16 protein-coding genes are annotated in these 14,703 nt (G+C 61.0%); 6 read left to right on the forward strand and 10 right to left on the reverse strand.

Annotated elements, in window-relative coordinates; all coding sequences use genetic code 11:
• Window positions 1–246: 246 nt before the first annotated feature.
• A complete protein-coding gene (locus TK06_RS27860; protein ID WP_003204939.1) occupies window positions 247–873 on the forward strand; it encodes a response regulator transcription factor in 627 nt (208 codons plus the stop codon).
• 55 nt (window positions 874–928) lie between these two features.
• Here TK06_RS27860 and TK06_RS27865 read toward each other — a convergent pair whose 3' ends face one another.
• From TK06_RS27865 to metG, 8 genes are all read right to left on the reverse strand, one after another.
• Window positions 929–1,111, reverse strand: a complete 183-nt coding sequence (locus TK06_RS27865; RefSeq protein WP_063324652.1) for a PA3496 family putative envelope integrity protein — start codon at window positions 1,109–1,111, stop codon at window positions 929–931.
• Window positions 1,112–1,218: 107 nt separating this feature from the next.
• Window positions 1,219–1,857, reverse strand: coding sequence for an endonuclease III (nth, locus tag TK06_RS27870; protein WP_003204935.1), 639 nt, complete (start codon window positions 1,855–1,857; stop codon window positions 1,219–1,221).
• Window positions 1,854–2,387 (reverse strand): Rnf-Nqr domain containing protein, encoded by a 534-nt coding sequence (locus TK06_RS27875; RefSeq protein WP_063324653.1) that lies wholly within the window; start codon window positions 2,385–2,387, stop codon window positions 1,854–1,856. The genes nth and TK06_RS27875 overlap by 4 nt, the downstream gene beginning before the upstream one ends.
• The gene (locus TK06_RS27880; protein ID WP_063324654.1) at window positions 2,380–2,991 is read right to left on the reverse strand and encodes an RnfABCDGE type electron transport complex subunit G; all 612 of its coding nucleotides are present in this window, start codon (window positions 2,989–2,991) and stop codon (window positions 2,380–2,382) included. The genes TK06_RS27875 and TK06_RS27880 overlap by 8 nt, the downstream gene beginning before the upstream one ends.
• The gene (locus TK06_RS27885; RefSeq protein WP_063324655.1) at window positions 2,988–3,974 is read right to left on the reverse strand and encodes an RnfABCDGE type electron transport complex subunit D; all 987 of its coding nucleotides are present in this window, start codon (window positions 3,972–3,974) and stop codon (window positions 2,988–2,990) included. The genes TK06_RS27880 and TK06_RS27885 overlap by 4 nt, the downstream gene beginning before the upstream one ends.
• Window positions 3,961–4,980: an electron transport complex subunit RsxB gene (gene rsxB / locus TK06_RS27890; RefSeq protein WP_063324656.1), complete on the reverse strand. Its 1,020-nt coding sequence runs from the start codon at window positions 4,978–4,980 to the stop codon at window positions 3,961–3,963. The genes TK06_RS27885 and rsxB overlap by 14 nt, the downstream gene beginning before the upstream one ends.
• Complete coding sequence (locus TK06_RS27895; RefSeq protein WP_063324657.1) at window positions 4,977–5,549, reverse strand: Rnf-Nqr domain containing protein; 573 nt, start codon at window positions 5,547–5,549, stop codon at window positions 4,977–4,979. Before TK06_RS27895 ends, rsxB begins: the two co-directional genes overlap by 4 nt.
• A 130-nt stretch (window positions 5,550–5,679) precedes the next feature.
• Window positions 5,680–7,725, reverse strand: coding sequence for a methionine--tRNA ligase (gene metG / locus TK06_RS27900; RefSeq protein WP_063324658.1), 2,046 nt, complete (start codon window positions 7,723–7,725; stop codon window positions 5,680–5,682).
• A gap of 275 nt (window positions 7,726–8,000) precedes the next feature.
• Between metG and apbC the strand changes: the two genes are divergently transcribed.
• The gene (gene apbC / locus TK06_RS27905) at window positions 8,001–9,095 is read left to right on the forward strand and encodes an iron-sulfur cluster carrier protein ApbC (RefSeq protein WP_063324659.1); all 1,095 of its coding nucleotides are present in this window, start codon (window positions 8,001–8,003) and stop codon (window positions 9,093–9,095) included.
• A 59-nt stretch (window positions 9,096–9,154) separates the two neighbouring features.
• Here apbC and TK06_RS27910 read toward each other — a convergent pair whose 3' ends face one another.
• On the reverse strand, window positions 9,155–9,913 hold the full coding sequence (locus TK06_RS27910; RefSeq protein WP_063324660.1) for an SDR family oxidoreductase: 759 nt from the start codon (window positions 9,911–9,913) through the stop codon (window positions 9,155–9,157).
• Between the two features lie 164 nt (window positions 9,914–10,077).
• On the opposite strand from TK06_RS27910, the gene TK06_RS27915 reads away from it, so the two are divergent.
• The 4 genes from TK06_RS27915 (at window position 10,078) to groL (ending at window position 13,584) form a co-directional block, all read left to right on the forward strand.
• The gene (locus TK06_RS27915) at window positions 10,078–10,809 is read left to right on the forward strand and encodes a HugZ family protein (RefSeq protein WP_063324661.1); all 732 of its coding nucleotides are present in this window, start codon (window positions 10,078–10,080) and stop codon (window positions 10,807–10,809) included.
• Window positions 10,810–10,875: 66 nt separating this feature from the next.
• Window positions 10,876–11,352: an FxsA family protein gene (locus TK06_RS27920; RefSeq protein WP_063324662.1), complete on the forward strand. Its 477-nt coding sequence runs from the start codon at window positions 10,876–10,878 to the stop codon at window positions 11,350–11,352.
• Window positions 11,353–11,596: 244 nt separating this feature from the next.
• A complete protein-coding gene (locus TK06_RS27925) occupies window positions 11,597–11,890 on the forward strand; it encodes a co-chaperone GroES (protein WP_003204913.1) in 294 nt (97 codons plus the stop codon).
• Window positions 11,891–11,940: 50 nt separating this feature from the next.
• A complete protein-coding gene (gene groL, locus TK06_RS27930; RefSeq protein WP_063324663.1) occupies window positions 11,941–13,584 on the forward strand; it encodes a chaperonin GroEL in 1,644 nt (547 codons plus the stop codon).
• A gap of 226 nt (window positions 13,585–13,810) precedes the next feature.
• Here groL and TK06_RS27935 read toward each other — a convergent pair whose 3' ends face one another.
• A complete protein-coding gene (locus TK06_RS27935; RefSeq protein ID WP_063324664.1) occupies window positions 13,811–14,554 on the reverse strand; it encodes a phosphatase PAP2 family protein in 744 nt (247 codons plus the stop codon).
• Window positions 14,555–14,703 lie beyond the last annotated feature (149 nt).

The raw sequence follows: 14,703 nt of genomic DNA on the forward strand, positions 1-14,703 counted from the left end.
TAGGTGGGTGGGCCGCTGAAAAAGCGCATTGTTCACAGGGTTACCGAATTGTTAAGAAAGCTCATTCCTTCTCTGTAAAAAAATCCATGACACATTTTTTCTGCGGCGATTTGTAGGACTTTTCTGTATAGCTTGTAGGTTCTGTCTCTCGGTGCGAGCGTTCAGGGGGGGGCGGCATGCCAAGGTAGAAATGACTAGGCTATTGTGCGTGCTCTAAAAATTCGAACAGCGAAGTTGGATTTGCCCATGAATAAAGTGCTGATCGTGGATGATCATCCCGTCATTCGTCTTGCTGTACGTTTGCTGATGGAACGTCATGGTTATGAAGTCGTTGCCGAAACCGATAATGGCGTCGATGCGTTACAGTTTGCTCGCGAACTTATGCCCGATATCGTCATTCTCGATATCGGTATTCCGAAGCTGGACGGATTGGAAGTCATTGCTCGCCTGACGGCCATTCCTTCACCCATGAAGGTGTTGGTGCTGACTTCCCAGGCGCCGGGACATTTTTCAATGCGCTGCATGCAGACGGGGGCGGCCGGGTATGTATGCAAGCAACAGGATCTTACCGAGTTACTAAGTGCAATAAAGGCGGTACTGTCCGGTTACAGTTACTTTCCCAACCAGGCATTGCATACGGTGCGGTCGAGTCTGGGTAATGCCAGTGAGTCCGATATGGTCGATCGATTATCGGGGCGGGAAATGATGGTCTTGCAGCAACTGGCGCGCGGAAAGACCAACAAGGAGATCGCCGATGGAATGTTCTTGAGCAACAAGACCGTCAGTACCTACAAGACGCGCCTGTTATTGAAGCTCAATGCCCGTTCGCTGGTCGACCTGATCGAACTGGCGCAGCGCAATGGCTTGGTGTGAGTTTTCGGGTCACGCGTACTCAGTAAAAAGCCTCCATCAGGGAGGCTTTTACGTGTCAGAGGTCAAAATCATAATCGGCCAGTTGTTTCTGCAGGCGACGCTCTTCCAGCAGGTTATCGATGGTGCGGCGCTTGCTCAGGTTGGTTTTCGCCACTTCCACGACCACAGGTTCGACGTCGTCGCCCTCAGCGGCGATGAATTCGTCTTCTACATCCAGTTGTTCTTTGCCAGCACTCATGGGTTCGACTCCAGGCTAAGACTGCCATTGGCGCTCCTTATATCGATAAACCGCGGGCGGGTAAAAAAGATTTTTTCAATCGATGGATCGATAAAAGCAATAGCACCTCAATCGTCGGAGGTCTTGTGCTTGTACTCGCATAAATCTTCGATTCGGCAGCTGCCGCAGCGAGGCTTGCGTGCCAGGCAAACGTAGCGGCCGTGAAGGATGAGCCAGTGATGGGAGTCCAGCAGGAATTCCTTGGGAACAAATTTCATCAATTTCTTCTCGACCTCCACCACGTTTTTGCCGGGGGCCAGCCCGGTGCGGTTGCTGACGCGGAAAATGTGGGTGTCGACCGCCATGGTCAACTGCCGAAACGCGGTATTGAGCACGACGTTGGCGGTTTTGCGGCCGACCCCCGGGAGGGCTTCCAGCGCTTCGCGAGTCTGCGGGACTTCACTGCCATGGCGCTCGATCAGCAGGCGGCAGGTCTCGATCACGTTTTTGGCCTTGCTGTTGAACAGCCCGATGGTCTTGATGTATTCGGACAGTCCTTCGACGCCCAGGGCATAGATCGCCTCTGGCGTATTGGCCACCGGGAACAGTTTGGCCGTGGCTTTGTTGACGCCGACATCGGTGGACTGGGCTGACAGAATGACCGCGATCAGCAACTCGAACGGCGAGGAATAGGCCAGTTCGGTTTTCGGTTCCGGGTTGTCCTCGTGAAGGCGACGAAATATTTCCAGGCGTTTTGCGGCGTTCATGGGCGCGGCGTTTCCTCAACGGATGAATGGGGTCTGGCGGCCGTCCAGGCCTGTCGGGCCGCCAACAGCAGCCCGAGCAGAATGAACCCGCCAGGGGCGAGCAGGGCCAGGGGCAGGCCGTTGCCGATCAACTCACGCACGGCGCCCAGGCTGATCATCAAAAGGCCAAACAGCCCGGCCAGCCTGAGGCGTCCGGGCCAGCGAGAATCAACGAAGAAGCCCTCATGCTCCAGCGCTACGCAGCTCAGGGCGACCCAGCCAACGTAAAGGCTCAACGGTCGATACAATTCCAGTGCCCAGGCCTGGAGGACAAGGCCAATGCAGGTGCTCAGGGTAGCGGCCAACACGATAGAGGCGAGCAGCCGTTGACAGGCTGCCAGGTGTTGGCGCACAAGCCCCATTGCCAAGCCATGGCTGCAAAGAACCAGGGCCCAGGCCAGCCATAACCCCAGCGCGCCAACCAGCGAATCGCTCGCGCCGACCAATGGGACGAGCAGCAGGCCGTGTGTCAGTCCCCAAGACTTATTCATTGGCCGCCACCCCCGTCAACTGAGCCTTGTGCTCGTCGAAGTAACGCAGCGCATCGTGAACAGCCTGGAGGACCGCCCGGGACGTCACTGTCGCGCCAGCCAGTTGATCGAACTGGCCCTGGTCCTTTTTCAAGGCCCAGCCGCTGTCATCAGGTGCCTGGCGTGATTTACCCGTGAAGGTCTGCAACCAGGCGTTCGGCCAGCCGGCAATTGCTGCGCCCAATCCGGGTGTCTCGGATTGGCGCAGGGTCTTGACGCCCAGCAACCGGCCCTGTGGATCGATGGCGACCAGCAATTCGATGCTGCCTTCATAGCCCAGCGCCTGGCTACGCAGCAGCACGGCGCTGGGTTGGCCGCTGCGAGTCGCCAGGTAGCCGCCCAGCAGCGTGCTATGGGCCAGGGGCTCTGAGGCTGTGACAACGGGGTGCGCCAACGGCTGGTTATCATAGTGGTCGGTGGGCAGCACCTCGAGCAAGGCCCTGTTCGCCAGCGCTTGCTGCTGGGCCTCGATGCGCCCGGCCGTGCCGAGGTGCGTGAGGTAAGTGGCACCGAGCCCCAGGCCGATCAACAAGGTCAGGATTGCCACGCCGACGGGGTTGTTCATGTCAGTGGCCGCCGTTGTCGCGCCTCGGCAAACCGGTCCAGTGCCGGCACGCCGAGGTTCATCAACAACACTGCGAACGCCACGCCGTCGGGATAGCCACCCCAGGTGCGTATCAGATAGACCAGCAATCCCATGCCCGCGCCAAACAGCAGGCGGGCGAGAGGAGCCTTGGCACCTGAGACCGGTTCGGTCGCGATAAAAAACGCGCCGAGCATGGTTGCGCCGCTGAACAGATGAAACAGCGGCGAGCCATGGGAGTCGGAGCCCGAACCGTTCCAGCACAGCAGGCTGACGACGGATAGGCTCAGCAGCATGCCCACGGGGGCATGCCAACTGAACACCCGTTGCTGCAGCAGAAACAGACCGCCCGCCAGGAAGGCCAGGTTGACCCATTCGCCACCCCGGCCGCCGAAACGCCCGAACGCCGGATCGTTGGCGAACAGTTCATCGATGGTCAGGCTCGCGTTGATTCGCAGGCTGTCCAGTGCGGTCGCCCCGGCCCAGGCATCGGGCGCCGGATGAGCGCCGAATACCTGCTGCAAGCCTTCAGACAGGCCCATGCCGTGGAGCGCCGGCCAGTGACTCATCTGGGAAGGAAAGGCCACCAGTACCAGGGCGTACCCGAGCATGGCCGGGTTGAACGGGTTACTGCCGACGCCGCCCCACAGGTGCTTGCCGAACAGCAAGGCGCAGGCGGCCGCCGTGACGGTCAGCCACCAGGGGCAATAGGCCGGTAAGGCCAGGGCCAGCAGCGTGGCGCTGACCAGCGCGCTGCCATCGTTCAGGTCGCGCCTGAGTGGCTGGCGTCGCAAACGCAGCACCAACGCCTCCACTGCCAGCGCAGTGACGCCGGACAACAGCAGGTTGAGCGCCACGCCCCAGCCTTGGAACCACAGCAACGCCAGCACGCCGGGCAGCGTCGCCAGCAACACTCGCGTCATTGCTTGGCGCAGCCGTTCGTCCACTGGCTCAAGAGGCGGCATGGGCGTCCACCTGGCGTTCGGCATCCTTCACCGCTTGTTCCAATGCCTGCAGTTGTTCATCCGATGCCGTAGCTGCCCGGGCTTTGCTGAGTTCGGCGCGGCGCATCGCCAGTTGGATCTTGGCCCGCTTCAGCTCGGCGTTTTGCGTCGGTGCTGGGGCTGGCGCGGCCGCGGGCGCGGCGTTTTCCAGCTGGTTCAGCGCCTGTTCGGCCGCTTCGAACTGGCGTTGCAGCACGATCAGTTGCGACTGCTGCTCGAAGGTTGGCGGGTGGCCGAACGCTTTCAAGGATTTGTTCAACTGTGCCCGGCTCATGGCCAGGTCGACCTTGGCTTTTTTCAAGGCGGCATCGGCGGTGGCGGCTTTTTGCGCGCGCACGCGCTCCAGCGCGGCTTGCACGGGGTCGAGTGCCGGGGCCTGGGTTTGAGCCTGGACCTGCGCCGCCCGTTGGGTCCGAGCCAGGCGCTCGGCCTGGCGCTGCTCATCTTCGCGGCGCAGGCGTGCATTGCGTTGTTCGAAGCGGCGCCGGGCATGATTGCGCTTGGCGGTTCGCGCCTGTTGCTCTTCGGTGCTGAAGGCCAGGCCGCCGACGATCGGCAGCACGTTTGCCGTCAGCAGAGGACGCATTTCGATGCAATCGACCGGGCAGGGCGCCACGCACAGGTCGCAGCCTGTGCATTCGTCGATGAGGACGGTGTGCATCAGCTTGGCGGCGCCGACAATCGCATCCACCGGACAGGCCTGGATGCACTTGGTGCAACCGATGCATTCGGCTTCCCGGATAAAGGCGATTTGCGCCGGGGCCACGCCGCGGCTGGTGTCCAGCTCCAACACCGGTATTTTCATCAGTTCGGCCAGGGCCGCGATGGTTTCGCGCCCCCCGGGCGGACATTTATTGATCGGCTCGCCCTGGGCGATGCCTTCGGCGTAGGGTTTGCACCCGGGATGGCCGCACTTGCCGCATTGGGTCTGCGGCAGCAGGGCGTCGATACGTTGAATCAGGCTCATGTTTTGACCAGCCCGCGTAATCCGAGAAAGGCCACCGCCATCAGGCCGGCGCTGATCAACTGAATCGGCAGGCCCCGAAAGGGCAGGGGAATATCGTTATTGAAAGTGCGCTGGCGCAAATCGTCGAACAGGCCCAGCACCAGCCAGAACCCCAGCCCGGCACCCAGGCTCAGGGCGATGGCGTGGCCCAGGCCCCGGTCATCCTGGCCGTTGAGCAGTGTGACGCCCAGTATGCCGGCATTGCCGAGCAACAGCGGCCACAACCCCTCGAACGACATTGCCGGCCGCCAGCGTGCCAGCAGGCGCAGCAAGGGGCCGATCAGCAACACGCTCAAGGACAGCCAGGCCAACAAGCGCAGCGAGACCAGGTTGCTCGGCGCAAGCAGATAATGATCGATCAGGTAGCCCAGGGTGCCGACGATCAGCATCAGGCACGCCGTCGCCAGGCCCAAGGCGTGCACCTGCTTTCGACCATTGGCCGCCAGCAGCGGATCGACGCCCAGCGGCCAGTGCAACACCAGGTTGTTGATCAGGGCAGCGCTGAACAGCGTGAGGACGATTTCGGTCATGGGTGCGTTGGCGACAAAGGGCCTGTTACAAGATTAGGCATTATCCGGCACGCCGGGAGCGTGGGCCAGATATGAAAATCCCACAGCCACCTGCAAGGCGACTGTGGGATCGGTGCAGCAAGCGGTCGCGTTACTTGATTCGCTGGCCCGGCTTGGCGCCGCTGTCAGGGCTCAACAGGTAGATTTCCTCGCCGCCGGGGCCTGCCGCCATCACCATGCCTTCGGAGATGCCAAAGCGCATTTTGCGCGGCTTGAGGTTGGCGATCATCATCGTCAACCGACCTTCGAGCTTGGCCGGGTCCGGGTAGGCACTCTTGATACCGGAGAACACGTTGCGTTGCTCGTCGCCGATGTCCAGGGTCAGGCGCAGCAGCTTGTCGGCGCCTTCGACGGCCTCGGCCTTGACGATCAGCGCCACGCGCAGGTCAACGGCGGCGAAAGTGTCGAAGTCGATTTCCGGCGACAGCGGGTCCTTGGCCAGTTCGCCGTTCCCGGCAGGTGCACCGGTGTCGGTCTGGCTGGCGGCCAGGTCTTCCTTGGAGGCGTCGGTCATGGCTTGCACCTTGGTCGCGTCGATACGGGTCATCAACGGTTTGAACGCGTTCAACTGATGGTTGCTCAGCAGCGTCTGGTGATCGTTCCAGGTCAGCGGTGCGACGTTGAGGAACGCCTCGGCATCGGCGGCCAGCAGCGGCAGCACCGGCTTGAGGAAAATCACCAGTTGGCGGAACAGGTTGATGCCCAAGGCGCAGATCGCCTGGACTTCGTCCTGCTTGCCTTCCTGCTTGGCCAGGGACCAGGGCGCCTTGTCGGCGATCCAGGCATTGGCGCGGTCGGCCAGGGCCATGATTTCGCGCATGGCGCGGGCAAAGTCGCGGCTCTCGTAGGCGTCGGCGATGCTTGGCGCCGCGGCCAGGAAGGCGTCGGTCAGCTCCGGCGCGGCGTTGCCGGCTACCAGAACACCGGCGTTGCCTTTGTGGATAAAACCGGCGCAGCGGCTGGCAATGTTGACCACCTTGCCCACCAGGTCGGAGTTGACCTTCTGCACGAAGTCTTCGAGATTCAGGTCCAGGTCGTCGACGCCACGGCCGAGCTTGGCCGCGTAGTAGTAGCGCAGGTATTCCGGCGACAGGTGGTCCAGGTAGGTCCGGGCCTTGATGAAGGTGCCGCGGGACTTGGACATTTTCTGGCCGTTGACGGTCAGGTAGCCGTGGACATTGATGCCGGTCGGCTTGCGGAAGCCGGCGCCTTCGAGCATGGCTGGCCAGAACAAGGCGTGGAAGTTGACGATGTCCTTGCCGATGAAGTGATACAGCTCGGCAGTGGAGTCCTTGCCCCAGAACGCGTCGAAGTCCAGCTCCGGTGTGCGGTTGCAGAGGTTCTTGAAACTCGCCATGTAGCCGATCGGTGCGTCCAGCCACACGTAGAAATACTTGCCAGGCTCGTCGGGGATCTCGAAGCCGAAGTACGGCGCATCGCGGGAAATGTCCCACTGCTGCAGGCCGGCATCGAGCCATTCGGCGATCTTGTTGGCGACGGCGTCCTGCAGGGTGCCGCTGCGGGTCCAGGCTTGCAGCATCTGCTGGAAGTCCGGCAGCTTGAAGAAGAAATGCTGGGAGTCCTTGAGCACCGGCGTCGCCCCGGAAATCGCCGATTTCGGGTCCTTCAGGTCGGTCGGTGCGTAGGTGGCGCCGCATTTTTCGCAGTTGTCGCCGTACTGGTCTTCAGTGCCGCATTTCGGACAGGTGCCCTTGATGAAGCGGTCGGCCAGGAACATTTTCTTTTCCGGGTCGAAATACTGGGTGATCGAACGGGTAGCGATGTGCCCGGCGTCACGCAGCTTCAGGTAGATCTGGCTCGACAGCTCACGGTTTTCTTCGGCGTGGGTGGAGTGGAAGTTGTCGAAATCCACCAGGAACTCGGCAAAGTCGGCGCTGTGTTCAGCCTGGACGTTGGCGATCAGTTGTTCCGGGGTGATGCCTTCCTTTTCCGCACGCAGCATGATGGCCGAGCCGTGGGCGTCGTCGGCGCAGACATAAATACATTGGTTGCCGCGATGCTTCTGGAAGCGCACCCACATATCGGTCTGGATGTATTCCAGCATATGGCCGAGGTGAATCGAACCATTGGCATAGGGCAGGGCGCTGGTGACGAGGATCTTGCGTGGCTCGGACATGGGGCTCGGCTACTTGATGAAACGGAGGTCGGCCACTATAAAGCGCTGGCGGCTTTTTTTCACCCTGTGAGCCTGTTTCCAGATGCTGGCAGGGCCTCTGTGGCGAGGGAGCTTGCTCCCGCTGGGTGGCGCAGCCGCCCGCAAACGCTCAACCCGACCTCTCATGGCCTCATTGCGACTGCTGCGCAGTCGAGCGGGAGCAAGCTCCCTCGCCACACAAGCAGGTGGGGCGTAGGATAGCGGCCTGTTTTCAAGTCTTGCTATCGGAGTTGCCCATGAGCGCCGTCAATCGCGCAGCGGTGGAAGCCGTCCTTCGCCAGTACACCGACCCCTACCTGAACCAAGACCCAGTCAGCGCCGGATGTGTGCGCACCATCGACATCCAGGGTGATCGCGTCAGCGTCCAGCTGGAAATCGGCTACGCCGCCGACCTGTTCAAGGGTGGTTGGGCGCAGATGCTGCAAATGGCGATCGAGGCCCTGGACGGGGTGAGCGCCGCCAAAGTCGACATCACCAGTGTGATCGCCGCCCACAAGGCCCAGGCGCAGGTGCCGGGGCTGGCGAACGTCAAGAACGTGATCGCCGTGGCCTCGGGCAAGGGCGGCGTGGGCAAGTCCACCACCGCCGCCAACCTGGCCCTGGCCCTGGCCCGTGAAGGGGCGAAGGTCGGGATTCTCGATGCAGACATCTACGGCCCGAGCCAGGGCATCATGTTCGGTGTTGCCGAGGGCACCCGACCGCAGGTCAAGGACCAGAAGTGGTTTGTGCCGATCCAGTCCCATGGCGTGGAAGTCATGTCCATGGCCTTCCTCACCGACGACAACACGCCGATGGTCTGGCGCGGGCCGATGGTGTCCGGTGCCTTGTTGCAACTGGTCACGCAAACCGCCTGGGGCGACCTGGATTACCTGGTGATCGACATGCCACCAGGCACCGGCGATATCCAACTGACCCTGGCGCAGAAAGTCCCGGTGGCCGGTGCGGTGATCGTCACCACGCCTCAAGACCTGGCCTTGCTGGACGCGCGCAAGGGTGTGGAGATGTTCCGCAAGGTCAACATCCCGGTGCTGGGCGTGGTGGAGAACATGGCCGTGCACATCTGTTCGAACTGCGGGCATGCCGAGCACCTGTTCGGCGAAGGTGGCGGGGAAAAACTGGCGAGCCAGTACGGCGTCGAATTGTTGGCTTCGCTGCCGCTGTCGATGCTGATCCGCGAACAGGCCGACGGCGGCAAGCCGACGGTCATCGCCGAACCGGACAGCCAGATCGCCATGGTCTATCAGGAACTGGCCCGCCACGTGGGCGCGCGGATCGTGTTGCAAGAGGCCGCTTCACCGATGATGCCGAACATCACGGTCAGTGACGATTGACAGACTGAGCCATCCGCTGTGGGAGAGAGCTGGCTCCCACAGTGGCTGTGTGCGGGCGCTTAGATCCGCAACCCGCCATCCATCTCCAGGATCCGACCGGTGTAGTAGTCGTTCTCGAAGATATACGCCGCCGAATGAGCAATCTCCTCGGGCTTGCCCATGCGCTTGAGCGGAATCCCCGAGGTCATTTTTTCCAGGGCCTCGGGCTTCATGCCCAGGGTCATCTCGGTTTCGATGAAGCCCGGGGCGATGCCGGCGACACGGATGCCGTAGCGCGCCAGCTCCTTGGCCCAGGTCACAGTGGCGGCGGCCACACCGGCCTTGGCGGCCGAGTAGTTGGTCTGGCCGACGTTGCCGGCGCGGGAGATCGACGAAATGTTGATGATCGCGCCGCTGTTCTTCAGTTCGACCATTTTCGCCGCCACTTCACGGGTGCACAGGAATACCCCGGTGAGGTTGACGTCGATCACGGCCTGCCACTGGGCCAGGCTCATCTTGGTCATTTCGCCGTCCTTGACCTTGAGCAGCAGGCCGTCACGCAGGATCCCGGCGTTGTTGATCAGGCCGTGGATCGCGCCGAAGTCCTCGGCGACCCGGGCGACCATGTCGCTGACCTGCTCCTCATTGGCAACGTTGCACAGGTACGCCCGGGCTTCGACGCCCTTGGCTGCACACGCGGCAACCGCCTGGTCGAGTTTTTCCTGGTTGAGGTCCACCAGGGCGAGTTTCGCGCCTTTGCCCGCGAGATACTCGGCCATGGAGCGGCCCAGGCCCTGGCAACCGCCGGTGATAATGATTACTTTGTCAGTGAGTTGCATGCTCATGTCCAGGTGGCGCAGCGATGGAGGGGACCTTTTGGAACGTCTCTCGATTGGCGACGGTGTAGCCCGGTTGCACACGAGAACTGTCCTATCGGTGTATCGGAACATTACTCCAGTCGCCTGACCGTTTTCTAGACGGATTTCATTAAAGGAGTCATAAGTTGAGCGTTGAAGCTGCCAAGCATGCCCGGGAACTGCTGCTCAAGGAATACCGTGGAGTGCTCTCCACTCATTCCAAATCCATGCCCGGTTTTCCGTTCGGTTCCGTGGTGCCCTATTGCCTGGACGAACAAGGCCGGCCACTGATCCTGATCAGCCGTATCGCCCAGCACACTCACAATCTGCAGAAAGACCCCAAGTGTTCGATGCTGGTGGGCGAGCGGGGAGCCGAGGATGTGCAGGCCGTGGGGCGCCTGACCTACCTGGCCGAGGCCCGCAAACTCGAAGACAGCGCCGTCATCGAGGCTGCCGCCGAGCGTTACTACCGCTATTTCCCTGACTCGCAGAACTACCACAAGGCCCATGATTTCGATTTCTGGGTGCTCGAGCCGGTGCGCCATCGCTACATTGGCGGCTTTGGCGCCATCCACTGGATAGACCAGCTCACCCTGGCCAACCCCTTCGCCGGCAAAGCCGAAGCCAGCATGGTCGAGCACATGAATGCCGATCACGCCAAGGCCATTGCCCATTACGTGGAACTGACCGGCCTGCCGAAAAGCGAACCGGCACAACTGGCGGGCATCGACAGCGAGGGCATGCACTTGCGCATTGGCCAGGGCCTGCACTGGCTGGCGTTTCCGACGCCTTGCAACACCCCGACACAAGTGCGCGAAGCCTTGGTTTATCTGGCTCACGCCGAGCAATGGCCGAAAAATGCCGAGGTCGACGCTTGAATTCACGAAAGGGCGACGTCATTTAGGGTTTCATAGCAAGGCATTCTTGCGTTGAGGAACCATTTGATGCGCCCTTTTTTGTTGCTCTTTCTGCTGTTCCCGGTGTTGGAGCTGTTCGTATTCGTCAAGGTCAGCGGTGCGATCGGGTTTTTCCCGGCCCTGCTGCTGGTCATTCTCGGCTCGATGCTCGGCGTGTTCGTGCTGCGTATCGCCGGCCTCGCCACGGCATTGCGTGCCCGTGAAAGCCTGAACCGCGGCGAGCTGCCCGCCCAGACCATGCTCGAAGGCCTGATGCTGGCCCTGGGTGGCGGTCTGTTGATCCTGCCAGGCTTTATCAGCGACGTGTTGGGCCTGGTCATGCTGTTGCCGTTCACCCGTAGGCTGCTGGCCAATAAAATGCGCCAGCGTGCCGAAGAGCAGGCGATGCGTCAGCGCGCCTTCGCCGATGACCTCCAACCCCGTGGCGGCCCGGCTCCGCGAGAGCCTATGGGCCGCGAGCCCAATGTGATCGAAGGCGAATTCGAACACCGGGATTCCAAGTAAAACCTTCAGCACGGCGCCTTCGGGCGCCGTGCTCGTTTTGGTGGCGCGGAGCAAAAAAATTTCTGTCCCCGCCCTTGTAATCCACTTGTGCGCCCTTATGTAACGGTCACCGCAAGGTTTCCGGTGGTGACACCGGGCAGACTTCCGCGGTTCGACTGACGAACCGCACCCGGCTCCGCCGGCTTTGTTAAACCCGCCGGGACTACACCGGCCGATGAAAACCAAAAATTAGGAGAGATCGACAATGAAGCTTCGTCCTCTGCATGACCGCGTCGTCATCCGTCGCAGCGAAGAAGAGAAGAAAACCGCTGGCGGTATCGTCCTGCCAGGTTCGGCTGCTGAAAAAGCCAACCACGGTGAAGTTCTCGCTGTAGGCCCAGGCAAGGCACTGGAAAACGGTGAAGTACGTGCGCTGGCCGTGAAAGTGGGTGACAAGGTTGTGTTCGGCCCTTACTCCGGCAGCAACACAGTGAAAGTCGACGGCGAAGACCTGCTGGTAATGAGCGAGAACGAAATCCTCGCTGTTCTCGAAGGCTGATTCCCCCGCCCATTTTCCCGTTACTACAAAGTATTTAAGGAATATCGATCATGGCTGCTAAAGAAGTTAAATTCGGCGATTCCGCCCGCAAGAAAATGCTCGCCGGTGTCAACGTCCTGGCTGACGCAGTAAAAGCGACCCTGGGCCCGAAAGGCCGTAACGTGATCATCGAGAAGAGCTTCGGCGCTCCGACCATCACCAAGGACGGCGTTTCCGTAGCCAAGGAAATCGAGCTGAAAGATCGCTTCGAAAACATGGGCGCGCAGCTGGTCAAAGACGTTGCCTCCCGTGCCAACGATGACGCCGGTGACGGCACCACCACCGCCACCGTACTGGCTCAGTCGATCGTCAACGAAGGCCTGAAAGCCGTCGCTGCCGGCATGAACCCGATGGACCTCAAGCGTGGTATCGACAAGGCGACCATCGCCATCGTCAAGGAACTGAAGGGTCTGGCCAAGCCTTGCGCTGACTCCAAGGCGATCGCTCAGGTCGGCACCATCTCGGCCAACTCCGACAACTCCATCGGCGACATCATTGCCGAAGCCATGGAAAAAGTCGGTAAAGAAGGCGTGATCACCGTTGAAGAAGGCTCGGGCCTGGAAAACGAACTGTCGGTTGTAGAAGGCATGCAGTTCGACCGTGGCTACCTGTCCCCGTACTTCGTCAACAAGCCGGACACCATGACCGCCGAGCTGGACAGCCCGCTGATCCTGCTGGTGGACAAGAAGATCTCGAACATCCGCGAAATGCTGCCAGTGCTGGAAGCCGTTGCCAAAGCTGGCCGCCCACTGCTGATCGTGGCTGAAGACGTTGAAGGCGAAGCCCTGGCGACCCTGGTTGTGAACAACATGCGCGGTATCGTCAAAGTGGCTGCCGTCAAGGCACCAGGCTTCGGCGATCGTCGCAAGGCCATGCTGCAGGACATCGCTGTACTGACCGGCGGTACCGTTATCTCCGAAGAGATCGGCCTGAGCCTGGAAAGCACCACCCTGGAGCACCTGGGTAACGCCAAGCGCGTGATCCTGTCCAAGGAAAACACCACCGTGATCGACGGTGCCGGCGTTGAGGCTGACATCCAGGCTCGCGTTACCCAGATCCGCGCACAAGTGGCCGAGACCTCGTCCGACTACGACCGTGAAAAACTGCAAGAGCGTCTGGCCAAGTTGTCCGGCGGCGTCGCAGTGATCAAGGTTGGCGCGGGTTCCGAAGTTGAAATGAAAGAGAAGAAAGCCCGCGTTGAAGACGCCCTGCACGCTACCCGCGCAGCCGTCGAAGAAGGCGTGGTACCTGGCGGTGGCGTGGCTCTGGTTCGTGCCCTGCAAGCCATCAGCGAACTCAAAGGCGACAACGATGACCAGAACGTCGGCATCCAGTTGCTGCGTCGCGCTGTAGAAGCTCCGCTGCGCCAGATCGTTGCCAACTCCGGCGACGAGCCAAGCGTTGTGGTCGACAAGGTCAAGCAGGGTTCGGGTAACTACGGTTACAACGCTGCCACCGGCGAATACGGCGACATGATCGAAATGGGTATCCTGGACCCGGCCAAAGTGACTCGTTCGGCTCTGCAAGCGGCTTCGTCGATTGCCAGCCTGATGATCACCACCGAGGCGATGATCGCTGAAATCAAGGAAGACGCTCCAGCTGGCGGCGGTATGCCAGACATGGGCGGCATGGGTGGCATGGGCGGCATGATGTAAGCCAGCCTTACCCCTGTAGCGAAAAACCCCGCCTGCGAAAGCAAGCGGGGTTTTTTATTGCCTTGGATTTATCCCGGCATTGAGCTGGGCCCAGCTGTCTCTGTGCCAGCTGTTTCTGTGGGAGCAAAGCTTGCTCGCGATCACGGTGGGTCGGCTTGTCAGGATGCTGAAGCTGCCCTCGCAATCGCGAGCAGCTTTGCTCCCACAGGGTTTGTCCGGGGGGCTTTCAGGTATTGGCGGGACTGGTTACAGCTACACGATCAGCCGTGGCGGCCGGTCGGTACAGGATGTAGGAGTAACACCCCAGGCAGATCAGCCAACAGAACACCGCCGTCCACACGTTATGGGAAAAGAAGTGCGCCCCTTGCATCATCCGCCCCAGGGAAAACACCGTTCCCAGCGTAAAGGCGAGTACCAGGGCTTGACGGGCCAGGCGTGGACGGCGGTCGCGTAGCACAAAAAACAGCGCAAACAACGTGAACCCAGTGGCGGCGTGACCGCCGGGCCAGCATCGACCGGGTTTGTCCGTGGCCGGCCGTGGGCTGAGCAGTTCGCTATAGGTTTCCTTGCCACCGAATTCCTTCAGGCTCCAGGGGCATTGCACTGCTGTCACCGCTTTCATCGGCGTGACGAAGGACGTCGCCAGTGCCAGGGACAGCACCAGGCAACCGAGCTCGCGCTTGAGCGGTTTGAGCCGGGCGATGAAGAACGAGCTGATGAATCCCAGGACCGCCAGCATGGAAAATACGATCACCACCTCTTTGGCCCGGTCGTGCAGGATGTCCTCCAGGAAAAAGCTGTGTCGACCGATAAATCCACCCGCCATCGGGTCGTAAAACAGCTTCGCCAGGTCCATGTCCAACGTGGTCAGTTCCAGTAACACCAGAATCGCTGCGACAAAGGCAGGCAGGCCGAGGGCAATCCAGAAATTCAGGGGCCTGGAAGCGGGGCGGATGGCGGTGGAAACCATGGCAGTACCTTTGGTGGTGGGGGCGTAAGCAGCGCGATGCGCAGTCTGGTCTGTGTTGCGTCGGGACGGTGTGAATGTTGGGTGAAAAACTCGTCAATGCCTTGCAGTCTGGCTGTGGGTCCAGGCTGCCACAGCCGATACAATCCTAG

The organism is Pseudomonas fluorescens, assembly GCF_001623525.1.
GTDB lineage: Bacteria > Pseudomonadota > Gammaproteobacteria > Pseudomonadales > Pseudomonadaceae > Aquipseudomonas > Aquipseudomonas fluorescens_Q.